The 24,291-nt window shown below is 71.3% G+C and carries 19 protein-coding genes; 11 read left to right on the top strand and 8 right to left on the bottom strand.

The window, feature by feature from the left end; translation table 11 throughout:
• Positions 1–17: 17 nt before the first annotated feature.
• Complete coding sequence (locus ACGF3J_RS33420; protein ID WP_064727058.1) at positions 18–1,073, top strand: LLM class F420-dependent oxidoreductase; 1,056 nt, start codon at positions 18–20, stop codon at positions 1,071–1,073.
• 232 nt (positions 1,074–1,305) lie between these two features.
• Positions 1,306–2,094: a ferritin-like domain-containing protein gene (locus tag ACGF3J_RS33415; protein WP_393855525.1), complete on the top strand. Its 789-nt coding sequence runs from the start codon at positions 1,306–1,308 to the stop codon at positions 2,092–2,094.
• A 19-nt stretch (positions 2,095–2,113) separates the two neighbouring features.
• Here the strand turns inward: ACGF3J_RS33415 and corA are convergent, their stop codons facing one another.
• A complete protein-coding gene (corA, locus tag ACGF3J_RS33410) occupies positions 2,114–3,109 on the bottom strand; it encodes a magnesium/cobalt transporter CorA (protein WP_161326308.1) in 996 nt (331 codons plus the stop codon).
• A gap of 61 nt (positions 3,110–3,170) precedes the next feature.
• Here corA and ACGF3J_RS33405 point away from each other — a divergent pair, with 61 nt between their 5' ends.
• The 4 genes from ACGF3J_RS33405 (at position 3,171) to mshC (ending at position 6,662) form a co-directional block, all read left to right on the top strand.
• Positions 3,171–3,857 (top strand): histidine phosphatase family protein, encoded by a 687-nt coding sequence (locus ACGF3J_RS33405; RefSeq protein WP_161326309.1) that lies wholly within the window; start codon positions 3,171–3,173, stop codon positions 3,855–3,857.
• Between the two features lie 79 nt (positions 3,858–3,936).
• The gene (locus ACGF3J_RS33400) at positions 3,937–4,527 is read left to right on the top strand and encodes a DUF3090 domain-containing protein (RefSeq protein ID WP_161326310.1); all 591 of its coding nucleotides are present in this window, start codon (positions 3,937–3,939) and stop codon (positions 4,525–4,527) included.
• Positions 4,491–5,321 (top strand): SCO1664 family protein, encoded by an 831-nt coding sequence (locus tag ACGF3J_RS33395; protein ID WP_202557463.1) that lies wholly within the window; start codon positions 4,491–4,493, stop codon positions 5,319–5,321. The genes ACGF3J_RS33400 and ACGF3J_RS33395 overlap by 37 nt, the downstream gene beginning before the upstream one ends.
• 111 nt (positions 5,322–5,432) lie before the next feature.
• The gene (gene mshC, locus ACGF3J_RS33390; RefSeq protein ID WP_393855524.1) at positions 5,433–6,662 is read left to right on the top strand and encodes a cysteine--1-D-myo-inosityl 2-amino-2-deoxy-alpha-D-glucopyranoside ligase; all 1,230 of its coding nucleotides are present in this window, start codon (positions 5,433–5,435) and stop codon (positions 6,660–6,662) included.
• Between the two features lie 91 nt (positions 6,663–6,753).
• Here the strand turns inward: mshC and parJ are convergent, their stop codons facing one another.
• The 5 genes from parJ to ACGF3J_RS33365 all read right to left on the bottom strand — a co-directional run bounded on the left by parJ (position 6,754) and on the right by ACGF3J_RS33365 (position 13,019).
• Positions 6,754–7,746 (bottom strand): filament polymerization regulator ParJ, encoded by a 993-nt coding sequence (gene parJ / locus ACGF3J_RS33385; protein ID WP_125492588.1) that lies wholly within the window; start codon positions 7,744–7,746, stop codon positions 6,754–6,756.
• Positions 7,747–7,898: 152 nt separating this feature from the next.
• Positions 7,899–9,515, bottom strand: coding sequence for a glycerol-3-phosphate dehydrogenase/oxidase (locus tag ACGF3J_RS33380; RefSeq protein WP_161329865.1), 1,617 nt, complete (start codon positions 9,513–9,515; stop codon positions 7,899–7,901).
• A gap of 8 nt (positions 9,516–9,523) precedes the next feature.
• Positions 9,524–11,062: a glycerol kinase GlpK gene (gene glpK / locus ACGF3J_RS33375; protein ID WP_122617327.1), complete on the bottom strand. Its 1,539-nt coding sequence runs from the start codon at positions 11,060–11,062 to the stop codon at positions 9,524–9,526.
• 83 nt (positions 11,063–11,145) lie between these two features.
• The gene (locus ACGF3J_RS33370; RefSeq protein WP_161329864.1) at positions 11,146–11,940 is read right to left on the bottom strand and encodes an MIP/aquaporin family protein; all 795 of its coding nucleotides are present in this window, start codon (positions 11,938–11,940) and stop codon (positions 11,146–11,148) included.
• Between the two features lie 314 nt (positions 11,941–12,254).
• The gene (locus ACGF3J_RS33365; RefSeq protein WP_161329863.1) at positions 12,255–13,019 is read right to left on the bottom strand and encodes an IclR family transcriptional regulator; all 765 of its coding nucleotides are present in this window, start codon (positions 13,017–13,019) and stop codon (positions 12,255–12,257) included.
• A gap of 351 nt (positions 13,020–13,370) precedes the next feature.
• On the opposite strand from ACGF3J_RS33365, the gene metH reads away from it, so the two are divergent.
• The 3 genes from metH to ACGF3J_RS33350 all read left to right on the top strand — a co-directional run bounded on the left by metH (position 13,371) and on the right by ACGF3J_RS33350 (position 19,693).
• Positions 13,371–16,883 carry a methionine synthase gene (gene metH, locus ACGF3J_RS33360; protein WP_161329862.1) on the top strand — a complete coding sequence of 1,171 codons (3,513 nt, stop codon included), beginning with the start codon at positions 13,371–13,373 and terminating at the stop codon, positions 16,881–16,883.
• Between the two features lie 128 nt (positions 16,884–17,011).
• Complete coding sequence (locus ACGF3J_RS33355; RefSeq protein WP_161329861.1) at positions 17,012–17,713, top strand: HAD family phosphatase; 702 nt, start codon at positions 17,012–17,014, stop codon at positions 17,711–17,713.
• Positions 17,714–18,088: 375 nt separating this feature from the next.
• Positions 18,089–19,693, top strand: coding sequence for an ABC transporter substrate-binding protein (locus ACGF3J_RS33350; protein ID WP_161329860.1), 1,605 nt, complete (start codon positions 18,089–18,091; stop codon positions 19,691–19,693).
• Between the two features lie 73 nt (positions 19,694–19,766).
• On the opposite strand, the gene ACGF3J_RS33345 is transcribed toward ACGF3J_RS33350, so the two are convergent.
• A complete protein-coding gene (locus ACGF3J_RS33345) occupies positions 19,767–20,438 on the bottom strand; it encodes a response regulator transcription factor (protein WP_064727043.1) in 672 nt (223 codons plus the stop codon).
• A gap of 15 nt (positions 20,439–20,453) precedes the next feature.
• On the bottom strand, positions 20,454–21,425 hold the full coding sequence (locus ACGF3J_RS33340; RefSeq protein WP_161329859.1) for a RecB family exonuclease: 972 nt from the start codon (positions 21,423–21,425) through the stop codon (positions 20,454–20,456).
• Between the two features lie 173 nt (positions 21,426–21,598).
• Between ACGF3J_RS33340 and ACGF3J_RS33335 the strand changes: the two genes are divergently transcribed.
• Together ACGF3J_RS33335 and ACGF3J_RS33330 are read left to right on the top strand one after the other, a co-directional pair.
• A complete protein-coding gene (locus ACGF3J_RS33335; protein ID WP_393855523.1) occupies positions 21,599–23,062 on the top strand; it encodes a site-2 protease family protein in 1,464 nt (487 codons plus the stop codon).
• Between the two features lie 116 nt (positions 23,063–23,178).
• On the top strand, positions 23,179–24,081 hold the full coding sequence (locus tag ACGF3J_RS33330; protein WP_161326203.1) for a tRNA (adenine-N1)-methyltransferase: 903 nt from the start codon (positions 23,179–23,181) through the stop codon (positions 24,079–24,081).
• The last annotated feature ends 210 nt before the right edge of the window (positions 24,082–24,291 follow it).

Below are 24,291 nucleotides of genomic sequence, written 5' to 3'. Positions count from 1 at the left end.
GGTAAGGGGAATCGGCCATGCAGCTCGGGATCAACCTCGGCTACTGGGGTGCCGGAATGGACGCGGACAACCTGGCCGTGGCCAAGGAGGCCGACCGGCTCGGATACGCCGTGTGCTGGGCCGCCGAGGCCTACGGCTCCGACGCGGCCACCGTGCTCACCTGGGTCGCCGCCCAGACCGAGCGCATCGACGTGGGCTCGGCCATCTTCCAGATCCCGGCCCGCCAGCCCGCGATGACCGCGATGACCGCCGCCACCCTGGACTCCCTCTCCCAGGGCCGCTTCCGCCTCGGCCTCGGCGTCTCCGGACCGCAGGTCTCCGAGGGCTGGTACGGCGTCAAGTTCGACAAGCCGCTGGCCCGCACCCGCGAGTACGTGGAGATCGTGCGCCGGGCGATGACCCGGGAGCGGCTGTCGTACGAGGGACAGCACTGGACACTGCCGCTGCCCGGCGGCCCCGGCAAGCCCATCAAGCTGACCGTGCACCCGCAGCGCGAGCACATCCCGCTGTACATCGCCGCCATCGGCCCGAAGAACCTGGAGCAGACCGGCGAGATCGCCGACGGCGCCCTGCTCATCTTCCCCTCCGCCGACCACCTGGAGGAGACCGCCGTCAAGCACCTGCGCGCCGGGCGCGAGAAGGCCGGCCTGACCCTCGACGGCTTCGACGTCTGCCCGACCCTGCCGCTCGCCCTCGGCGAGGACAAGGACGTCACCGCGCTCGCCGACACCTTCCGCCCCTACACCGCGCTCTACGTCGGCGGCATGGGCAGCCGCAAGCAGAACTTCTACAACCAGCTCGCCCAGCGCATGGGCTACGAGCGGGAGGCCGCCGAGATCCAGGACAAGTACCTGTCCGGCGACAAGCAGGGCGCCGCCGCGGCCGTGCCGCACGAGCTGATCGACCAGACGACCCTGCTCGGCTCCGTCGACCGGATCGCGGACCGGATGAAGGCCTACGCCGCGGCCGGCGTCACCACCCTGACGCTCGCCCCCGCGGGCTTCACCCTGGACGAGCGCCTCGCCGCGCTCCGCGCCGGCACCGAGGCCCTGGAGCGCGCCGGACTGGCGTGACCCTCGGCAAGTTCTGCGGCCGTGGTGGGGGCTCGGGGGTCTTCCCCGCCACGGCCGTCACGGGGAACAACGCTTCTGCGCGCCGGTGGTTACGCGTCCCCGTGACCCCGCTGGTCCTTCTTTCGGCGGAGTTGCCCGCCGCACCTGTTGCCGAGTCCCCGCTTCCGCACTTGACTCGATGCGCGGAGTGTGCGGAACCTGCGGACCTTGCAGCGGCAGAAGGGTGCCACCGATGCTTTCGGCGAAGAGCCTGTTCCAGGAGATCCTCGACAACGACGAGTCGTTCCGTCTCTTCTGCTCCATCGCTGCCAGCGGTGAGTCGCAGGGCGGCTGGGAGAACGCGCGCATCGCGGCGCTGGTGCCGGAGAGCGAGCGCGGCCTCGCCCCCAAGATCACCCGGCACGGGGCCGACGAGGACAAGCACGGCCGGATCTTCAACGCCCTGATGAAGAAGCGCGGCCTCGAACCCGTGGCGGTACCCCCCGAGACCGACTACACCATGCTGCTGGAGCGGCACGGCATCGGCCTCGCCCACGAGAAGCTCAAGGCCGACCAGCCCCTCACCGTGCGGGACGTCATCACCTACCTCGCGCACAGCAGGGTCACCGAGCAGCGCGCGGCCGAGCAGATGGCGATGCTCCTCAAGTACTTCGGCGAGGACCCGGACCTGGGCCGGGCCGTCCGCATGATCTCCGCCGACGAGGACAACCACCTCGCCTACTCCCACGAGGAGCTGCTCCGCTACACCGCCGACGGGCACGGCCCGTACATCCGGCGCACCCTGCGCGAGTGCGCGCTGGCCGAGATCCGTGTCCACCGGGACGTCAGCCTCGCCGTGATGGCCCGCATGGGACGCGTCCTGGGCTGGTCCCGCGGCAGGTCGGCGCTGCTCGCGGCCGGCATCCACGCGACGTACGCCTACGAGCGGGTGGCCGGCTGGCGCCGCATGGTGCGGCTGCGGACCCCCGACCGCCGCGACGCCCTCGGCGGCCCCGCGACCCCGGCCCCCGAGATCGCCTGAGCCGCCGGGCGGACACGGCCTAGAGCCATCCCCGGCGCTTGAACTGCCGGAACAGCAGTACCTCCAGCACGGCCATCAGCAGGATCACCGCCGGGTAGCCCCCGACCCAGTGCAGCTCCGGCATGTGGTCGAAGTTCATGCCGTAGATCCCCGCGATCATCGTGGGGACCGCGGCCATCGCGGCCCACGCGGAGATCTTCCGCATGTCGTCGTTCTGCCGGACGCTCATCTGCGCCAGATGCGCCGACAGGATGTCCGACACGAGCCGGTCCAGGTTCTCCACCGACTCGTTCACGCGTGTGAGGTGGTCGCTCACGTCCCGGAAGAACGGCCGCGCCCGGTCGTTCACGAACGGCACCCCGGGGCCGAAGGCGCCCGTCCCGGCCAGCCGGGCCAGGGGCGGCGCCAGCGGGCCGGTCGCCCGCCGGAACTCCAGGATCTGCCGCTTGAAGTTGTAGATCCTGGACGCCGTGTGCCGCGAGCCGCCGCCGTCCGGTGAGAAGACCTCCGCCTCCAGCTCCTCCAGGTCGTTCTGGAGCTCGACCGCCACGTCCAGGTAGTGGTCCACGGTGGCGTCCGCGATCGCGTACAGCACCGCCGTGGGCCCCTTGCCGAGCAGCTGGGGCTCGTGCTCCAGACGCTGCCGCACGGCCTTCAGCGGGGAACCCTCGCCGTGCCGGACCACGACCGCGAACGCGTCCCCGAGAAAGATCATCAGTTCGCCGCTGGAGACGGCGTCGCTGTCCGGCTCGTACACCACCGGCTTCAGGACGGCGAAGAGCGAGTCGTCGTACACCTCCAGCTTGGGCCGCTGATGCGCCTTGAGCGCGTCCTCCACGGCCAGCGGGTGCAACCCGAACTCCTGGCTGACCAGCTCGAACTCGGCCTCCGTCGGCTCATGCAGCCCGATCCAGACGAAGCCGCCCGCGGACCGCGCCTCGCCGAGCGCGTCGGACAGGTCCTCGGGCCCGTCCGTGCGGTGCCCGTCCCGGTAGATGGCACAGTCGACGATCACCGAACGCATTCTCCCCTCGCCCCGGCGCCCCAGCACCGCGCCGTACGCCTACCCTGGCCGCATGCCCACGCTGATCCTGGTTAGGCACGGACGTTCCACCGCCAACACCGAGGGGCTGCTCGCCGGGTGGACGCCCGGCGTGGCCCTCGACGAACGCGGCGCCGCACAGGCCGCCGCGCTCCCCGCGCGGATCGCCGGCCTGCCACTCTCCGAGATCGTCACCAGCCCGCTCCAGCGCTGCCAGGAAACGATCCGGCCGCTGCTCGACGCCCGGCCCGGTCTGCGGGCGCACACCGACGAACGCATCGGCGAGTGCCACTACGGCGACTGGTCCGGCCGCAAGCTCGCCGAGCTCAAGGACGAACCCCTCATGGAGGTGGTGCAGTCCCACCCGTCGGCCGCGGCCTTCCCCGGCGGCGAGTCGATGCGCGCGATGCAGACCCGCGCCGCCGAGGCGGTACGCGAGTGGAACGCGCGCGTGGAGCGCGACCACGGCGCCGACGCCCTCTACCTCATGTGCTCGCACGGCGACATCATCAAGTCCCTGGTCGCGGACGCCCTCGGCCTGCACCTCGACCTCTTCCAGCGGATCTCGGTGGAGCCCTGCTCCGTCACCGCGATCCGCTACACACGCCTGCGGCCCTTCCTCGTACGCCTCGGTGACACCGGCGACTTCGCCTCCCTGGCCCCGCAGCAGACGCCGCCGGACGACGAAGCCCCGGTCGGGGGTGGTGCGGGCGCACCGTGATCGTCCGCCGCAGTAGGGTGAACCGGTCGCGGCAGTGACCCCAATCTTCCGCTTTCCCCGACTTCCATGGAGACAGGACGTGTCCCGTCAGGTGTTCCTCTACGACCAACCGGAACGTTTCGTGGCCGGCACGGTCGGGCTGCCCGGGCGCCGTACGTTCTTCCTCCAGGCCACCTCGGGCTCCCGGGTGACCAGCGTGGCCCTGGAGAAGACCCAGGTCGCCGCCCTCGCCGAGCGCATGGACGAGCTGCTGGACGAGGTCGTGCGGCGCAGCGGCGGCAGCACCGTCGTCCCCGCCGTGGCCCCCACCGAACCGTCCGACACCGCGCCGCTGGACACCCCCGTGGAGGAGGAGTTCCGGGTCGGCACCATGGCGCTGGCCTGGGACGGCGAGGACCAGCGCATGATCGTCGAGGCGCAGGCCCTGGTGGAGCTGGAGGCCGAGTCCGAGGAGGACCTGGCGGAGGCCGAGGAACGGCTCCTCCAGGACGAGGAGAACGGCCCCCCGATGCTCCGGGTCCGCCTCACCGGCGCGCAGGCCAGGGCCTTCGCCAAGCGCGCCCTGGACGTCGTCAACGCCGGGCGCCCGCCGTGCCCCCTGTGCAGTCTCCCGCTCGACCCGGAAGGACACGTATGTCCGCGCCAGAACGGATACCGCCGCGGAGCGTGACCACCGACGCGGCCACGGCCGATTTGCTCGCGCTGGGCGAACTGACCGTGCGCGGACGCATCCGTGAGGCGTCCAACGCGGCGCTGTACTGCACCGTGACGCACGAGGGGCGCGAGGCGGCCTGCATCTACAAGCCGGTCGCCGGCGAGCGGCCCCTGTGGGACTTCCCCGACGGCACCCTCGCCCAGCGCGAGGTCGCCGCCTACGAGGTGTCCGAGGCCACCGGCTGGGGCCTGGTCCCGCCCACCGTGCTGCGCGAGGGGCCCTACGGCGAGGGCATGGTCCAGCTGTGGATCGAGGCGGTCCCGGAGACGGAGCTGCTCGCCCTGGTGGACGAGGAGGACCCCGGCCCCGGCTGGAAGGGCATCGCCCTGGCCGAGGTCGGCGAGGGCCGCACCGCACTGCTCGTGCACGCCGACGACGAGCGGCTGCGCAGGCTCGCCGTACTGGACGCCGTGATCAACAACGCCGACCGCAAGGGCGGGCACCTGCTGCCCGCCGACGGTGAGCGGCTGTACGGCATCGACCACGGCGTCACCTTCCACGTCGAGAACAAGCTGCGCACCCTGCTGTGGGGCTGGGCGGGCGACCCGCTCACCGGGGAGGCCCTGGCCGCGCTCGACGCCCTCAGGGAGGCACTGAAGGACGGCGGCGCCCTGGCGCTCAGGCTCGGCGACCTCATCACCCCCGCGGAACTCGACGCCACGCGCGCGAGGGTCGACACCCTGCTGGCCTCCGGGAAACACCCCGAACCCGGCGGCGAGTGGCCGGCCATCCCGTGGCCGCCGGTCTAGTCACCCCGGTGTCGTGGAAGCACGACGGCCACTCCGGCGCAAGAGCGCCTTACCGGCCATCCGGCCCGGTCCGGTTCGTGTACGGAACATCCGTCCGGTTACGCTCATGACATGCATGCCTGGCCCGCTTCCGAGGTCCCCGTCCTGCCCGGTCAGGGCCGCGACCTGAGGATCCACGACACCGCGACCGGAGACCTGGTGACCCTCGCCCCCGGTCCCGTCGCCCGCATCTACGTCTGCGGCATCACGCCGTACGACGCGACCCATATGGGGCACGCGGCGACCTACAACGCGTTCGACCTCGTACAGCGCGTGTGGCTCGACACCAAGCGACAGGTGCACTACGTCCAGAACGTCACCGACGTCGACGACCCGCTCCTGGAGCGTGCCGTGCGCGACGACGTCGACTGGACCGCCCTCGCCGAGAAGGAGACCGCCCTCTTCCGCGAGGACATGACGGCACTGCGGATGCTGCCGCCCCGGCACTACATAGGCGCCGTCGAGGCCATACCCGGCATCGTCCCGCTCGTCGAGCGGCTGCGCGACGCCGGCGCCGCCTACGAACTGGAGGGCGACACCTACTTCTCCGTCGAGGCCGACCCCCACTTCGGCGGCGTCTCCCACCTCGACGCCGCGGCCATGCGGCTGCTCTCCGCGGAGCGGGGCGGCGACCCGGACCGGCCGGGCAAGAAGAACCCGCTCGACCCGATGCTGTGGATGGCGGCCCGCGAAGGGGAGCCCAGCTGGGACGGCGCGTCCCTCGGCCGCGGTCGCCCCGGCTGGCACATCGAGTGCGTGGCCATCGCCCTCGACCACCTCGGCATGGGCTTCGACGTCCAGGGCGGCGGCTCCGACCTCGCCTTCCCGCACCACGAGATGGGCGCCTCGCACGCCCAGGCGCTCACCGGCGAGTTCCCCATGGCCAAGGCGTACGTGCACGCCGGCATGGTCGGTCTCGACGGCGAGAAGATGTCCAAGTCCAAGGGCAACCTGGTCTTCGTGTCGGCGCTGCGCCGCGACGGCGTCGACCCCGCCGCCGTCCGGCTGTCGCTGCTCGCCCACCACTACCGCTCCGACTGGGAGTGGACCGACCAGGTGCTGCGGGACGCCGTCGCCCGGCTGGACCGCTGGCGCGCCGCCGTGTCCCGGCCCGACGGCCCGCCCGCCGAGGCGCTCGTCGAGGAGATCCGCGAGGCGCTCGCGAACGACCTGGACTCGCCGGCCGCGCTCGAGGCCGTCGACCGCTGGGCCGCCCGCCAGCAGGAGAGCGGCGGCACGGACGAGGGCGCGCCCGGCGTCGTCTCCCGCGCGGTGGACGCCCTGATGGGCGTGGCCCTGTAGGCAGCCGCACAGCCGCAGCACACCCGCGCACGGACGCGGAACGGGGGCGCTTCCGCCGGGAAGCGCCCCCGTCCTCCGTCAGTGAGCCCGCTCAGTCCTCCGACGACTCCTCGTCGTCCCCGGTCGCCTTGGGCGGCCGCGGCGGGCGGGTCCGGCCGCTGGGGTTGTCCCGCAGAAACGGCGTGCCGGGCGGCCCGTCGCCGCCGTCCGCCGTGGCGTGTCCGCCCGGTCCGCCCGTTCCGGAGCCGTCCCGGCGCCGCAGGTACCGCTCGAACTCGCGGGCGATCGCCTCGCCCGACGCCTCCGGCAGCTCCGCGGTGTCCCGGGCCTCCTCCAGCGACTGCACGTACTCGGCGACCTCGCTGTCCTCGGCGGCCAGCTGGTCCACCCCCGTCTGCCAGGCGCGCGCGTCCTCGGCCAGCTCGCCCAGCGGAACGCGCACCCCGATCAGGTCCTCCAGCCGGTTCAGCAGGGCCAGCGTCGCCTTCGGGTTGGGCGGCTGCGACACGTAGTGCGGCACCGCGGCCCACAGCGACACGGCCGGCACGCCCGCGTGCGCGCACGCCTCCTGGAGGATGCCGACGATGCCGGTGGGGCCCTCGTACTTGGTCTCCTCCAGGTCCATGCGCCGGGCCAGGTCGGCGTCGGACGTGGTCCCGCTGATCGGCACCGGGCGGGTGTGCGGGGTGTCGCCCAGCAGGGCGCCCAGGACGACCACCAGCTCGACGCCCAGTTCGTGGGCGAAGCCCAGCAGTTCGTTGCAGAACGAGCGCCAGCGCATGGACGGTTCGATGCCGCGGACGAGGACGAGGTCGCGCGGTTTGTCGCCGCCGATCCGCACCACCGAGAGCCTGGTCGTCGGCCAGGTGACCTTGCGGACGCCGTCCTCCATGAAGACGGTGGGACGGTTGACCTGGAAGTCGTAGTAGTCCTCGGCGTCCAGCGCCGCGAAGACCTCGCCCTTCCATTCCCTGTCGAGATGCGCGACCGCGGTGGAGGCGGCGTCGCCGGCATCGTTCCAGCCCTCGAACGCGGCCACCATGACCGGGTCGACCAGCTCGGGAACCCCCTCGAGCTCGATCACCCAGCGCCTCCTTCCGACGTGCCCTCGCGTACCCCCCAACCTTACGGCGTGCGGAGGGGCCGCCCGCAGCCCCCTCGCACGGGGCAGTGAACGGATCACTGCCCCGCGAGAGGGGGCCGGACACCCTCCTGGCCTGCCCGGAGAGCGCGGGCCTACTTCCCTTCGAGCAGGCCCTGGACCTTCGCGCGGACGTCGTCGGTGGCCAGGCCGCGGATGGTCAGCGTGGTCCGGCGGCGCAGCACGTCGTCCGCCGTCTCGGCCCACTCGTTGTCCCGGGCCCACACGACCTGCGCCCAGATCTCCGGGGCGTCCGGGTGGACCCGCTCGGCCAGTTCGGGGTTCTCGTTGGCGAGCCGGGCGATGTCGAAGGCCAGCGAACCGTAGTGGGTCGCCAGGTGCCGCGCGGTGTCCGCGGCCATGCGCGGGCCGGGCGCCGGACCGTCGACCAGCAGGCGGTGGGCGACCGCGCGCGGGTTGGCGACACCGGGCAGCGGCAGCTTCTTCGGCAGCGACGCGATGGGCTCGAAGTCCTCGCCCAGCGGGTGGCCCGGCAGCGCCTCCAGCTTCTTCATCACCGTGCGGCCGATGTGGCGGAAGGTGGTCCACTTGCCGCCGGCCACGGACAGCATGCCGCCCCGGCCCTCGGTGACGACCGTCTCGCGCTTGGCCTTGGCGGTGTCACCCGGACCGCCGGGAAGCACCCGCAGGCCCGCGAAGGAGTACGTGATCAGGTCCCGGTCGAGCTGCTGGTCGCGGATGGAGAACGCGGCCTCGTCGAGGATCTGCGCTATGTCCTTGTCGTTGACCGCGACGTCCGCCGGGTCGCCCTCGAACTCCTCGTCGGTCGTGCCGAGCAGCAGCATGTCCTCCCAGGGGAGGGCGAAGGTGATCCGGTACTTGTCGATCGGGGTGGCCAGCGCCGCCTTCCAGGGCGCGGTGCGCTTGAGCACCAGGTGCGCGCCCTTGGACAGGCGGATGGACGGCGCCGCCGCCGGGTCCTCCATGCGGCGCAGGTGGTCGACCCAGGGACCGGTGGCGTTGAGCACCAGGCGCGCGTTCACCCCGAACTCGTCGCCGGTCAGCCGGTCCTTGAGCTCGGCGCCGGTCACCCGGCCCCTGGTGAAGCGCAGGCCGGTGACCTCGGCGTGGTTGAGGACGACCGCGCCGGAGTCGACCGCCGCGCGCACGGTCATCAGCGCCATGCGGGCGTCGTTCATCTGGTCGTCGCCGTACACGGCCACGGCCTTGAGGTTGTCGGTGCGCAGCTCCGGCACGTCCTGCGCGGCCTTGGCCGGGGAGAGCAGGTGGCCGACGCCGTCGCCGAAGGCGGACAGCGCCGAGTACGCGAAGACGCCGGCCCCGAGCTTCGCCGCGCCGTGCGGCCCGCCCTTGTATACGGGGAGGTAGAACGTGAGCGGGTTCGCCAGGTGGGGGGCCACCTGGCGGGAGACCGCACGGCGCTCGAAGTGGTTCTCCGCCACCAGCTTCACCGCGCCGGTCTGCAGGTAGCGCAGTCCGCCGTGGAGCAGCTTGGAGGAGGCAGAGGAGGTGGCGCCGGCGAAGTCGCCGGCGTCGACCACGGCCACCCTGAGACCGGACTGCGCGGCGTGCCAGGCGGTGGAGATGCCCAGGATGCCGCCGCCGATCACGAGAAGGTCGTACGACGCCTTGGAGAGCTGCTCCCGGGTCTCGGCCCGGCTCGGGTTGGAGCCGGAGGCCGGGTGCGTACCCAGGGCAGGCACGGACTGCAGGGTGGACTGAGTGGTCATTGCGGTTCTTACTCCTCGTCCTCGAGCCAGCCCATGGTCCGCTCGACGGCCTTGAGCCAGCTCTTGTACTCACGGTCGCGGGTCTCCGCGTCCATGCGGGGGGTCCACTCGGCGGCCCGCCGCCAGTTGGCGCGCAGGTCGTCGGTGCTGTTCCAGAAGCCGACGGCCAGGCCGGCGGCGTAGGCGGCGCCGAGGCAGGTGGTCTCGGCGACCATCGGGCGCACCACGGGGGCGTCCACGAAGTCGGCGAGGGTCTGCATCAGCAGGTTGTTGGAGGTCATGCCGCCGTCGACCTTGAGGGCGGTCAGCTCCACACCGGAGTCCTTCGTCATGGCGTCCGCGATCTCCCGCGTCTGCCAGGCGGTGGCCTCCAGGACGGCGCGCGCGAGGTGCGCCTTGGTGACGTACCGGGTGAGGCCGGCGATCACACCGCGGGCGTCGGAGCGCCAGTACGGGGCGAACAGGCCGGAGAAGGCCGGGACGAAGTAGGCGCCGCCGTTGTCCTCGACCGTCAGGGCGAGGGTCTCGATCTCGGCGGCGGTGGAGATCAGGCCCATCTGGTCGCGCATCCACTGCACCAGCGAACCGGTGACGGCGATCGAGCCCTCCAGGGCGTAGACCGTGTCCTGGTCGCCGATCTTGTAGCCGACGGTGGTCAGCAGGCCCGAGTAGGAGTTGATGAGCTTGTCGCCGGTGTTCATCACCATGAAGGTGCCGGTGCCGTACGTCGACTTGGTCTCGCCCTCGGAGAAGCAGGTCTGCCCGAACAGGGCCGCCTGCTGGTCGCCGAGCGCGGAGGCGACCGGGATGCCGCCCAGCAGGTCGCCGAGCCGGCCGCCGGTGATCTCGCCGTAGACCTCGGCGGAGGAGCGGATCTCGGGGAGCATCTGCATCGGCACGCCGATGGACTCGGCGATCTTCTCGTCCCACGCCATGGTGTGCAGGTTCATCAGCATGGTGCGGGAGGCGTTGGTGACGTCGGTGACGTGCTTGCCGCCGTTCACACCGCCGGTCAGGTTCCAGATGACCCAGGTGTCCATGGTGCCGAAGAGCAGGTCGCCCGCCTCGGCGCGCTCGCGCACCCCGTCGACGTTGTCGAGCAGCCAGCGGGCCTTGGGGCCGGCGAAGTAGGAGGCCAGCGGCAGGCCGGTCTCGCGGCGGAAGCGGTCCTGACCGACGTTGCGGCCGAGTTCCTTGCACAGGGCGTCGGTGCGCGTGTCCTGCCAGACGATGGCGTTGTGGACGGGCTCACCGGTGTTCTTGTCCCAGACGAGGGTGGTCTCGCGCTGGTTGGTGATGCCGATGGCCTTGATGTCGTCGCGGGTGATGCCGGCCTTCTCGACGGCACCGGCGACGACCTCCTGGACGTTGGTCCAGATCTCGGTGGCGTTGTGCTCGACCCAGCCCGGCTTCGGGAAGATCTGCTCGTGCTCCTTCTGGTCGACGGAGACGATGCGCCCGTCGCGGTCGAAGACGATGCAGCGGGACGACGTGGTCCCCTGGTCGATGGCCGCGATGAAGGGTCCGGCGGTGTGGGCGTCGGTCACTGTGTGCTCCTGGGTTCCGTGGTGGGTGGCCGGTCGGTGCGGCGCTTGTGCTGCGGCCCGATGAGGGCCGAGCGTAGGTCCGCTCAGGCGAACGCGAGGTTGTAGACACCTCCGGCGATGGCGCCGCCGATGAGCGGACCGACGACCGGGATCCACGCGTAGGACCAGTCGGAACCGCCCTTGTTGGGCAGGGGCAGCAGGGCGTGCACGATGCGCGGGCCGAGGTCGCGGACCGGGTTGATGGCGTAGCCCGTCGGACCGCCGAGCGACAGGCCGATGGAGACCACCACGAACGCCGTGATCAGGACGCCCAGGACGCCGAGTCCGTTGCCCTCGCCGTTGAGGCCCTGGGTGAGGATGGCGAGCAGCAGGACGAAGGTGCCGATGATCTCGGTGGCGAGGTTCTGCACCACGTGCCGGATCTCGGGGCCGGTGGAGAAGACGCCCAGGACGGGTCCCGCGCCCTTCTCCTGCGCCTCGACGGCCTTGGCCGTCGTGTCCTGCGCGCCCGGACCGCCGACGATCTCGCGGTCGGTGAGGTGGGCCTGGAACTGGCCGTAGTAGGCGACCCAGACCAGGACCGCACCGATCATGGCGCCGAGCATCTGGCCCGCGAAGTAGGTCGGGACGTTGCTCCAGTCACCGTCCTTGATCGCGATGCCGATTGTCACGGCCGGGTTGAGGTGGGCGCCGGAGAGCGGCGTCGAGATGTACGCCGCCGTCATGACGGCGAAGCCCCACCCGAGGGCGATGGCGACCCAGCCGGCGTTGCGCGCCTTGGAGGCCTTGAGCGTCACGGCGGCACACACACCGCCGCCGAGCAGGATGAGTATGGCGGTACCGATGGTCTCGCCGATGAAGATGTCGGAGCTGGACACCCGCGACTCCTTTGTCCTTCGTCCAGGGGAAGCCGAACCCCGGGTCCCTCCGGGTGTTCCGGCGCCCTCGGTATGAGAGCGATGGCGGCCCTTGGCGTTGTCTACTCTAACGCGTATTGCCGGTAGGTGTTCGACAATGCCGACCGATGGACGCGAGTCTGGCTCGGTGACCCGGGTGCGTCAAGAGCCCTGTTATCGAAAGCACGATCGTTATTGATCGTCTCGGGCTATCGGTCCTCGGGCGGACATGACAGAGGGCCGGGACGCTCTGCGGCGCCCGGCCCTCGAATCCCTCCCCAGCCGCCGGAAGGCCGCTAGAAGCGCCCGGCGCCCAGGTCCCGCGACACCGCGCGGGCGCAGTCCCGGACCGCCGCGACCAACTCGGGCCGCAGCTCGCCGTCCCGGCGCAGCCGCTCCACCGCGCCGGTGATGCCGACCGCGCCGACCGGCATGCGCCTGCGGTCGTGGATGGGGGCGGCGATGGAGGCGATCCCCTCCCAGGTCTCCTCGACGTCGGCCGCGTACCCGCGCGCGCGGGTGATGTCCAGGATGTGCTCGAACCCCTCGGGTTCGCAGACCGTCCGGTCCGTGTACGCCTTGCGGTCCGCCTCCAGCGCCTCGCTGTGCGCGACCGGGTCGTACGCCGACAGCACCTTGCCCAGCGCCGTGGAGTGCAGCGGCTGCATGGCCCCGATCTCCAGGACCTGCCGGCTGTCGTCCGGCCGGAAGACGTGGTGCACGATCAGGACGCCCTGCTGGTGCAGGACCCCCAGGTGGACGCTCTCCCCGCTGGAGCGGGCCAGGTCGTCCGTCCACACCAGCGCGCGGGCCCGCAGCTCGTGCACGTCGAGGTACGTCGTGCCCAGGCGCAGCAGCTCCGCGCCCAGCTGGTAGCGCCCGGAGGCGTCGTCCTGCTCGACGAAGCCCTCCTGCTGGAGGGTGCGCAGGATGCCGTGTGCGGTGCCCTTGGCCAGACCCAGCGAGGAGGCGATGTCCGACAGGCCGAGCCGCCGCTCACCGCCCGCGAGCAGGCGCAGCATCGCGGCCGCCCGTTCGAGCGACTGGATGTTCCGTGCCATCGACGTACTGCCTCCGTCCCCTTCGAGTGCCGACCTCGGCGCCACTGACGTCGTTCGGCAATGCCGAACACTACCGGTCGATGCCGACCTCCCGCTAACCGTCGGCGGGCAACTGTTGCACTTCGGCCACGTCCCGGTCGTCACGGCCACCCCCGGAGGCCGCCGGGGACCGCGCGTCATCCTTTCGGCGGCCGTTTCGCCCCGCCACACTCGTCCGCCTCGTGGACGCCCCGACCATCCGTTCCAGGTCCCGGCTACCCTGGCGTCGTGCGTTCTCCCCCGGGACGTCCCCAGCGGACGGCACCCGGGCAGCGCAAAGCCGACAGCCGTCGCATCCTAGGGAGCCCTTTCATGGCCTCGTCGCCATCCACCCCGCCCGCCGACACCCGGACCCGTGTGTCCGCCCTCCGCGAGGCCCTCGCCAGCCGCGTCGTGGTCGCCGACGGCGCGATGGGCACCATGCTCCAGGCGCAGAACCCCTCAATGGACGACTTCCAGCAGCTGGAGGGGTGCAACGAGGTCCTGAACCTCACCCGGCCGGACATCGTGCGCTCGGTGCACGAGGAGTACTTCGCCGCCGGCGTCGACTGCGTGGAGACGAACACCTTCGGCGCGAACCACTCCGCGCTGGGCGAGTACGACATCCCCGAGCGCGTCCACGAGCTGTCCGAGGCCGGTGCCCGGGTGGCCCGCGAGGTGGCCGACGAGTTCCAGACCCGCGACGGCCGGCAGCGCTGGGTCCTCGGCTCGATGGGCCCCGGCACGAAGCTCCCCACCCTCGGACACGCCCCGTACACGGTGCTGCGCGACGCCTACCAGCGCAACGCGGAGGGCCTGGTCGCGGGCGGCGCCGACGCCCTGCTGGTGGAGACCACGCAGGACCTTCTCCAGACCAAGTCCTCCGTGCTCGGCGCCCGGCGCGCCCTCGACGCCCTCGGCCTCGACCTGCCGGTGATCGTGTCGGTGACCGTCGAGACGACCGGCACCATGCTGCTCGGCTCGGAGATCGGCGCCGCGCTCACGGCGCTGGAGCCGCTGGGCATCGACATGATCGGCCTGAACTGCGCCACCGGCCCGGCGGAGATGAGCGAGCACCTGCGCTACCTCGCCCGGCACTCCCGTATCCCGCTGTCCTGCATGCCCAACGCCGGTCTGCCCGTCCTGGGCAAGGACGGGGCGCACTACCCGCTGACCGCGCCGGAGCTGGCGGACGCCCAGGAGACGTTCGTCCGCGAGTACGGCCTGTCCCTGATCGGCGGCTGCTGCGGCACCACGCCCGAGCACCTGCGCCAGGTCGTCGAGCGGGTGCGGGACACGGCACCCGGCGAGCGCCGGCCCCGGCCCGAACCGGGCGCCGCCTCCCTCTACCAGACGGTCCCCTTCCGGCAGGACACCTCGTACCTGGCGATCGGCGAGCGGACCAACGCCAACGGCTCGAAGAAGTTCCGCGAGGCCATGCTGGAGGGCCGCTGGGACGACTGCGTGGAGATGGCCCGCGACCAGATCCGCGAGGGCGCGCACATGCTCGACCTGTGCGTGGACTACGTCGGCCGCGACGGAGTGGCCGACATGGAGGAGCTGGCGGGGCGCTTCGCGACCGCGTCGACCCTGCCGATCGTGCTGGACTCCACCGAGGTCGAGGTCGTCCAGGCCGGGCTGGAGAAGCTCGGCGGCCGCGCGGTGATCAACTCGGTGAACTACGAGGACGGCGACGGCCCGGAGTCCCGCTTCGCGCGGGTCACGACGCTGGCGCGGGAGCACGGCGCCGCCCTGATCGCGCTGACCATCGACGAGGAGGGCCAGGCCCGCACCGCCGAGAAGAAGGTCGAGATCGCCGAGCGGCTCATCGACGACCTCACCGGCAACTGGGGCATCCACGAGTCGGACATCCTCGTCGACTGCCTGACGTTCACCATCTGCACCGGCCAGGAGGAGTCCCGCAAGGACGGCATCGCCACCATCGAGGGCATCCGGGAGCTGAAGAGGCGGCACCCGGACGTCCAGACCACGCTCGGCCTGTCCAACATCTCCTTCGGCCTCAACCCGGCCGCCCGCATCCTGCTGAACTCCGTGTTCCTGGACGAGTGCGTCAAGGCGGGCCTGGACTCGGCGATCGTCCACGCGTCCAAGATCCTGCCGATCGCCCGGTTCGACGACGAACAGGTCACCACCGCGCTCGACCTGATCTACGACCGGCGCAGCGAGGGCTACGACCCGCTGCAGAAGCTGATGCAGCTCTTCGAGGGCGCCACCGCCAAGTCCCTCAAGGCGTCCAAGGCCGAGGAACTCGCGGCGCTGCCGCTGGACGAGCGGCTCAAGCGGCGCATCATCGACGGTGAGCGCAACGGCCTCGAGCAGGACCTGGACGAAGCCCTCCAGGAGCGTCCGGCGCTGGAGATCGTGAACGAGACCCTGCTGGACGGCATGAAGGTCGTCGGCGAGCTGTTCGGCTCCGGCCAGATGCAGCTGCCGTTCGTGCTCCAGTCCGCCGAGGTCATGAAGACCGCGGTGGCGCACCTGGAACCGCACATGGAGAAGACCGACGACGACGGCAAGGGCACCATCGTGCTCGCCACGGTCCGCGGCGACGTCCACGACATCGGCAAGAACCTCGTCGACATCATCCTGTCCAACAACGGCTACAACGTCGTCAACCTCGGCATCAAGCAGCCGGTCTCCGCGATCCTGGAGGCGGCCGACGAGCACAAGGCCGACGTCATCGGCATGTCCGGGCTCCTGGTCAAGTCCACGGTGATCATGAAGGAGAACCTGGAGGAGCTGAACCAGCGCAAGCTGGCCGCCGACTACCCCGTGATCCTCGGCGGCGCGGCCCTCACCCGCGCCTACGTCGAGCAGGACCTGCACGAGATCTACGACGGCGAGGTCCGCTACGCCCGCGACGCCTTCGAGGGCCTGCGCCTCATGGACGCGCTGATCGGGATCAAGCGGGGAGTGCCGGGCGCGAAGCTGCCCGACCTCAAGCAGCGCAGGGTGCGGGCGTCCACCGTCCAGGTCGAGGAGCGGCCCGAGGAGGGCCACGTCCGCTCCGACGTCGCCGTCGACAACCCGGTGCCCGAACCGCCGTTCCGCGGCACCCGCGTCGTCAAGGGCATCCAGCTCAAGGAGTACGCCTCCTGGCTCGACGAGGGCGCCCTGTTCAAGGGCCAGTGGGGCCTCAAGCAGGCCCGCACCGGCGAGGGACCCTCGTACGACGAACTGGTCGAGACCGAGGGCCGGCCGCGACTGCGCGGCCTCCTCGACCGGCTCCAGACGGACAACCTGCTGGAGGCGGCCGTCGTCTACGGCTACTTCCCCTGCGTCTCCAAGGACGACGACCTCATCGTCCTCGACGACGACGGCAACGAGCGCACCCGGTTCAGCTTCCCGCGCCAGCGCCGCGGCCGGCGGCTGTGCCTGGCCGACTTCTTCCGCCCGGAGGAGTCCGGCGAGACCGACGTCGTCGGCTTCCAGGTCGTCACCGTCGGCTCCCGCATCGGCGAGGAGACGGCCCGCATGTTCGAGGCCAACGCCTACCGCGACTACCTCGAGCTGCACGGCCTGTCCGTGCAGCTCGCCGAGGCCCTCGCCGAGTACTGGCACGCGCGCGTGCGCTCCGAGCTGGGCTTCGCCGGTGAGGACCCCGCCGAGATGGAGGACATGTTCGCCCTGAAGTACCGGGGCGCCCGCTTCTCCCTCGGCTACGGCGCCTGCCCGGACCTGGAGGACCGCGCCAAGATCGCCGACCTGCTCCAGCCGGAGCGCATCGGCGTCCACCTGTCGGAGGAGTTCCAGCTCCACCCCGAGCAGTCCACCGACGCCATCGTCATTCACCACCCCGAGGCGAAGTACTTCAACGCCCGCTGAACCCCTGTGTGAGCCGTTCCACCGGCCACACCAGGCGTTCCGGTCCCGCACGACGTACACTGGTCGGTCCACCGCAGGCCGGTTCCCACGTGGGAACCGGCCTGATCGTCCCTCAAGGAGGTACGTGGATGACCAGCACGGTCCCCGCACTCGGAACCCGTACGGCCGAAGGCTCAGCCCTGCAGGCCGTGCTCCTCGACATGGACGGCACCCTGGTGGACACCGAGGGCTTCTGGTGGGACGTCGAGGTCGAGGTCTTCGCCTCCCTCGGCCACACCCTCGACGACTCCTGGCGCCACGTGGTCGTCGGCGGCCCCATGACCCGCAGCGCCGGCTTCCTGATCGAGGCCACCGGCGCCGACATCACCCTCGCCGAACTGAGCGTCCTGCTCAACGACGGCTTCGAGCAGCGCATCGGCAGCGGCCTGCGGCTCATGCCGGGAGCCGCCCGGCTGCTGGCGGAACTCTCCGCGCACCAGATCCCCACCGCCCTGGTCTCCGCCTCGCACCGGCGCATCATCGACCGCGTGCTGACCTCGCTGGGCCCGCAGAACTTCGCCCTCACCGTCGCCGGTGACGAGGTGTCGCGCACCAAGCCCCACCCCGACCCCTACCTGGCCGCCGCGGCCGGGCTCGGCGTGGACCCCGCGCGGTGCGCCGTCGTCGAGGACACCGCGACCGGGGTCGCCGCCGCCGAGGCCGCCGGCTGCCAGGTCGTCGCCGTGCCCTCGGTCGCCCCCATCACACCGGGCGCGCGGCGCACCGTGGTCGGTTCCCTGGAAGAGGTCGACCTGACATTTCTGCGCGGTCTGATGACCGTAATGCTCTAGGCGTTCACGGGGATATTCCCACCCTCCCCGATGGCCGAATTGCAGCACCGGTCACAGAGCTCGAAGTGTGACGTTCCCCACGTTGTCAGGGGTCGACAGGCGTGCGTAGGTGTGCTGCTTTCGGCTGGGCGAACGTTGTCGAGGAGTCCTTGTGTCCTGATTGGTGAAAGCCTGCACTAATCCTTCCACTGTCGGGTTTTCGGTGTGTCCACACCCGGTTTCGCTCCGTGATGAGCCCCCAACTCCGGTGGCTGCGAGCCCCCGTGCGGGCGCGGACTAATCTCGTCGCCAGAACGTCCGCCACTACCCCCGTGATCCGCCGCGACACCCCTGCATTCCGGATACACGGACCGACAGCTCTGGAGAAACTCGAGCATGAACCGTAAGACTTTGGTGCTGCCGGTCGTCGTCGGCCTGCTCGCGCCGGTACTCGCCGCCTGCGGCGGGGACGACGGCGGCAGCGGCGGCGGGGACGCGATAGTCGTCGGCACCACGGACCGGTTCACCATCACGAAGGACGTCACGGCGCCCCTCGACCCGGCCTGGGCCTACGACGTCGGAGCCTGGAACATCATGCGCCACACCTCGCAGACGCTGATGACCCAGCCGCGCGGTGACGGCGAGCCCGTCCCCGAGGCCGCCGAGAAGTGCGGCTTCACCGACACCGGCAACGAGCGCTACGCCTGCACCCTGCGCGACGGCCTGCAGTTCTCCAACGGCGACGCCATCACCGCCGAGGACGTCAAGTACTCCATCGACCGCGCCATGTCCCTGAAGGCCGACAGCGGCGTCTCCGCGCTGCTGTCGACCGTGGACACCGTGGAGACCCAGGGCGACCGCGAGGTCATCTTCCACCTCAACTCCGCCGACGCGACCTTCCCGTACAAGCTGTCGACGCCCGTGGCCGGCATCGTGAGCAAGGAGTCCTACCCGAAGGACAAGCTGCGCGAGGGCTTCGAACTCAGCGGGTCCGGCCCGTACGAGATGAAGGGCGAGTCCAAGGACGGCGTCCTCGACAAGGTCGTGTTCACCAAGAACCCCAACTACAAGGGGAGTCTGAAGGTGAACAACGACAAGGTGGAGCTGGTGTCCTTCGACGACGCCGACGCCATGGGAAGCGCCCTGGAGAAGGGCGACATCGACGTCATGACGCGCGCGATGACGCCGGAGCAGATCAGCAAGCTCTCCAACAGCGCCGACAGCGACGTCAAGCTCATCGAGGTCGCCGGTCTCGAGATCCGGTACCTGGGCTTCAACGTCGACGCGCCCAGCGTGAAGGACAAGGCCATCCGGCAGGCCATGGCCCGGCTCATCAACCGCGACGAACTCGTCGCCAAGGTCTACGGTTCCCAGGCCGAGCCGCTGTACTCGATGGTCCCGGCCAGCATCACCGGCCACTCCAACTCGTTCTTCAACAAGTACGGCGACCCGGACCCGGGCGCCGCGAAGCAGGCGCTGAAGTCGGCCGGCATCGAAACGCCCGTCAAGCTCACCCTGCACTACACCACCGACCACTACGGTGCCGCGACCAAGCCGGAGTTCGAGGAGCTGAAGCGCCAGCTCAACGAGAGCGGCCTCTTCGACGTCGACATCGAGGGCAAGCCCTGGGACGTCTTCCGGCCCGCCGAGCGCGAGCTGAAGTACGACGTCTTCGGCATGGGCTGGTTCCCCGACTTCCCGGACGCGGACAGCTTCATCGCGCCGTTCCTCGACCGGGACAACACGCTCAACTCGCCCTACCTGAACCCGAAGATCATCAACGATCTGATCCCCGAGTCCCGGCGTGAGGCCGACCGCCTCTCCGCGGTGGACACCCTCACGGAGATCCAGGACATCACCGCCGAGGACGTCCCGGTCATCCCGCTCTGGCAGGGCAAGCAGTACGTGGCGGCCGGCGACGACGTCACCGGCACCGCCTACCTGCTCAACTCCTCCTCGTCGCTCCAGCTGTGGGAGCTGGGCCGGGGCGTGAGCGGCTGACACCCCCGCCGGACCACGCGAAGGGCGCCCTCCTCCGACCGGAGAAGGGCGCCCTTCGCGCTGCTCTGCTGCTCTACTGCGCGCCCGGGCGGACCAGACCGCTCTCGTACGCGTACACCGCAGCCTGCACCCGGTCCCGCAGACCCAGCTTGGTCAGCACATGACCCACATGCGTCTTCACGGTCGTCTCACTGACGAACAGGTCGGCGGCGATCTCCGCGTTGGACAGACCCCGGGCCACCAGCTTCAGCACCTCGACCTCGCGGTCCGTCAGCGTGTGCAGCGTGTCCGGCACCGGCTCGTCGCCCGAGGGCAGATGCGTGGCGTACTTGTCGAGCAGCCGCCGCGTGATGCTCGGCGCCAGCATCGCCTCGCCGCCCGCCACCACCCGGATCGCCTGCACCAGCTCGTTGGCCGGAGCGTCCTTCAGCAGGAACCCGCTGGCGCCCGCCTTCAACGCCTCCACCACGTACTCGTCGAGGTCGAAAGTGGTCAGCACCAGCACCTTCGCCGGACCGTCCCGCTCGGGCCCGGTGATCTGCCGGGTCGCCTCCACACCGTCCATCCGCGGCATGCGGATGTCCATCAGCACCACATCGGGCTGCAGCGCCCGCACCTGGTCGAGCGCCTGAAGGCCGTCGCCGGCCTCGCCGACGACCGCGATGTCCTGCTCCGCCTCCAGAATCATCCGGAAGCCCGTGCGCAGCAGCGGCTGGTCGTCGACCAGTAGGACGCGAATGGCCACGTAAGTCTCCTTCGGCTAGCCCGGCCCCATTCTGCCCTGCTCGGTGTCACCGGACTCGGCCGCCCTCACCGGCAGCGGATACGGCGGGGGAGTACCGCCGAACTCCGGGCAGTGCGCCTGGTGGTCGCACCAGCCGCACAGCTTGGTGGGACGCGGACGCCACTCGCCCGTCTCGGTCGCCAGCCGGATCGCCTCCCACAACGCCAGCAGCTTGCGCTCCACCCGCTCCAGGTCGGCGAGGACCGGATCGTAGGTGAGCACGTCGCCGCTGCCGAGATAGACGAGCTGGAGGCGCCGCGGGACGACCTTCTTCAGCCGCCACACCACCAGCGCGTAGAACTTCATCTGGAACAGCGCGCCCTCGGCGTACTGCGGCCTGGGGGCCTTGCCCGTCTTGTAGTCGACGATCCGCACCTCGCCCGTGGGAGCCACGTCGACCCGGTCGATGATGCCGCGCAGCCGCAGCCCCGAGTCCAGCTCCGCCTCCACGAACAGCTCCCGCTCGGCGGGCTCCAGCCGGCTCGGGTCCTCCAGGGTGAACCACCGCTCGACGAGCCGCTCCGCCTCCCCGAGCCACCGCGCGAGCCGCTCGCCCTCCGGATCGTCCGCGAACAGCTCGCCGACCTCCGGCCGGCTCTCCCGCAGCCGGTCCCACTGACCGGGGACCAGCGCCTTGGCCCGCGGCGCGGTGCGCTCGGCCGCCGGGGCGTCGAAGAGCCGCTCCAGCACCGCGTGCACCAGCGTGCCCCTCGTCGCCGCCTCGCTCGGCTTCTCCGGCAGCCGGTCGATGACCCGGAACCGGTACAACAACGGGCACTGCATGAAATCGCCGGCCCGGGAGGGCGAGAGCGAGGCGGGCCGTATCGCCACGGGGACGGGGGCGGCGGCCTCCGCGCCCACCGCCGCGTCCGCGCCGTCCGCCACCGTCGTCGCCGGTCGGGCGGGTCCGCCCGCGTCCTCCGCGACATCCTCGATGCTCGTCTCCATGCCCACAGACCTTACGGCCCGCCACCGACAGTGACCCAGCCCATGGCCCGTGACCCGTGTGACGGAAGGGAAGCACAGGGGTGCCGGGGCGGAGCGGACGGGGGCGGACGCATACCATCGACAGGAGACCCTCCCGTCCGGCAGGCGGGAGACGCTTCGAACGAGGGGACACCGTGGACGTGAGCGGCGGGAGCGGGCACCCGCGGTCCGGCAACGACGAGCCGGCCCGGCCCCAGTCAGGTCCCACGGCCCCGGCCGCCGACGGCGCACAGCCGGACCCCGCGGCCCCCACGACACCCGGGACACCGGCCCCGGAACCCCAGGGACCCGACGACAACCAGGACCCGGCCCCGAACAACGACAACCAGAACCCGGACCACACCCCGCCCCCGCACACCCCGCCCCGTCCCCCCGCCCACCACGCCGCCGGCGAACCCCACGGCGGCGGCAAGGGCGGACCCGGGCGGCCGCCGCAGCGCCGGCCCGAGCCCGGCGGAGGACTCCTCATGGGCAGGCCCTTCGGCGTGCCCGTGTACGTCGCACCCAGCTGGTTCCTCGTCGCCGCCCTCATCACCTGGGTCTTCGGCGGCCAGCTCGACCGCGTGCTGCCCGAGCTGGGCGCCGCCCGCTACCTGGTCTCCCTCTTCTTCGCCGTCGCCTTCTACGCCTCCGTCCTCGTCCACGAACTGGCGCACACCGTCGCCGCACTCCGCTTCAAGCTCCCCGTACGCCGCATCCAGCTCCAGTTCTTCGGCGGCGTCTCCGAGATCGAGAAGGAGGCCGAGACCCCCGGCCGCGAATTCGTGCTGGCCTTCGTCGGCCCACTCCTCTCCCTCGTCCTCTCCGGCGTCTTCTACCTCGCCCTGCTGCCCGTGGAACCCGGCACCGTACCCGGCGTACTGCTGGCCGGCCTGATGATCTCCAACCTGATCGTGGCCGCCTTCAACCTCCTGCCCGGCCTCCCCCTCGACGGCGGCCGCATGCTCCGCGCCGTCGTATGGAAGATCACCGGCAAGCCCATGCACGGCACCGTCGCCGCCGCCTGGGTCGGCCGAGCCCTCGCCGTCTCCGTCCTGATCGGGCTGCCCCTGCTCACCCAGTCCGGCGCCCTCGGCTCCGACGCCGTGGACAACGTCGGCATGGACACCGTCATGGACGCCCTGCTCGCCGCGATCCTCGCCGCCATCATCTGGACCGGCGCCGGAAACAGCCTGCGCATGGCCCGCCTGCGCGAACACCTCCCCGAACTGCGCGCCCGCGCCCTCACCCGACGCGCCGTCCCCGTACCCGCCGACACCCCCCTCTCCGAGGCCCTGCGCCGCGCCAACGCCTCCGGAGCCCGCGCCCTGGTCGTCGTCGACACCGAAGGCGGACCCGTCTCCCTGGTCCGCGAGGCCGCCATCGTCGGCGTACCCGAACACCGCCGCCCCTGGGTCGCGGTCAGCACCCTCGCCCAGGACCTCACCGACGGCATGCGCGTCTCCGCCGAACTCTCGGGCGAAGAACTCCTGGACGCCCTGCGCGCCAACCCCGCCAGCGAGTACCTCGTGATCGAGGAGACCGGCGAGATCTACGGCGTCCTGTCCGCGGCCGACGTCGAGCGGGCCTTCGTCAAGGCAATGGCCAGGCCCAGCTGAACGCACCCCGAAGGGACGCGGGAACCGGCGCGAGCAACCCCCAACGGCCCGCGCCGCTCGCAGGCACCCCCCACATGCTGGTCAAGCCCCCGGCAGGGAACCGGTAGGCTGGTCACATGTCCGAACCGACCGGTGCCGCCCGCAGGCGCGGGCCCTTCAAGGTCGGGGACCAGGTTCAGCTGACCGACCCCAAGGGCCGCCACTACACGTTCACGCTCGAGGCCGGGAAGAACTTCCACACCCACAAGGGTTCCTTCCCCCACGACGAACTGATCGGTGCTCCCGAGGGCAGCGTTGTCCGCACCACCGGGAACGTCGCCTACCTCGCGCTGCGCCCCCTGCTCCCCGACTACGTCCTGTCCATGCCCCGCGGGGCAGCCGTCGTCTACCCGAAGGACGCGGGACAGATCCTCGCCTTCGCCGACATCTTCCCCGGCGCACGCGTCGTCGAGGCCGGCGTCGGCTCCGGCTCGCTGAGCAGCTTCCTGCTGCGCGCCATCGGCGACCAGGGCATGCTGCACTCCTACGAGCGCCGCGAGGACTTCGCCGACATCGCCCGCCAGAACGTGGAGCGCTACTTCGGGGAACCGCACCCCGCCTGGCAGCTCACCGTCGGCGACCTCCAGGACAACCTGTCCGACACCGACGTCGACCGCGTCATCCTCGACATGCTCGCCCCCTGGGAGTGCCTGGAGGCCGTCTCCAAGGCCCTCGTGCCCGGCGGCATCCTGTGCTGCTACGTCGCGACCACCACCCAGCTCGCCCGGACCGTCGAGTCCATCCGCGAGATCGGCTCCTTCAACGAGCCGACCTCCTGGGAGACGATGATCCGCAACTGGCACGTCGAGGGCCTCGCCGTCCGCCCGGACCACCGGATGATCGGCCACACCGGCTTCCTGCTCACCGCCCGCCGCCTCGCCGACGGCGTCGAGCCCCCCATGCGCCGCCGCCGCCCCGCCAAGGGCGCCTACGGCGAGGACTACTCCGGCCCCAACGCCGACGGAGGCGCCGGCCGCTAGGACATCCCCGTGCCTTGATCAACGCGAAGACGCCGTGGTGGGGGTGGCGGCCGCCCCCCGGCCCCCCCCCCCCCCCGCGGGGGCGGGGGGGGGCCCCCCCCCCGGGGGGCCGCCCCCCGCCGCCCCACCCCCCCCCACCCCCCCCCCCCCCCCCCGCGGGGGCGCCGCGGGCGCGCCCACAACCCCCCCCGCCCCCCCACACCCCCCGAA

The sequence above is a fragment of the Streptomyces sp. NPDC048171 genome (assembly GCF_043202655.1).
In the GTDB taxonomy this organism is placed as follows: domain Bacteria; phylum Actinomycetota; class Actinomycetes; order Streptomycetales; family Streptomycetaceae; genus Streptomyces.
The sequence above is the reverse complement of the archived record's forward strand: the minus strand, read 5'-3'. Positions and strand labels throughout refer to the sequence as shown.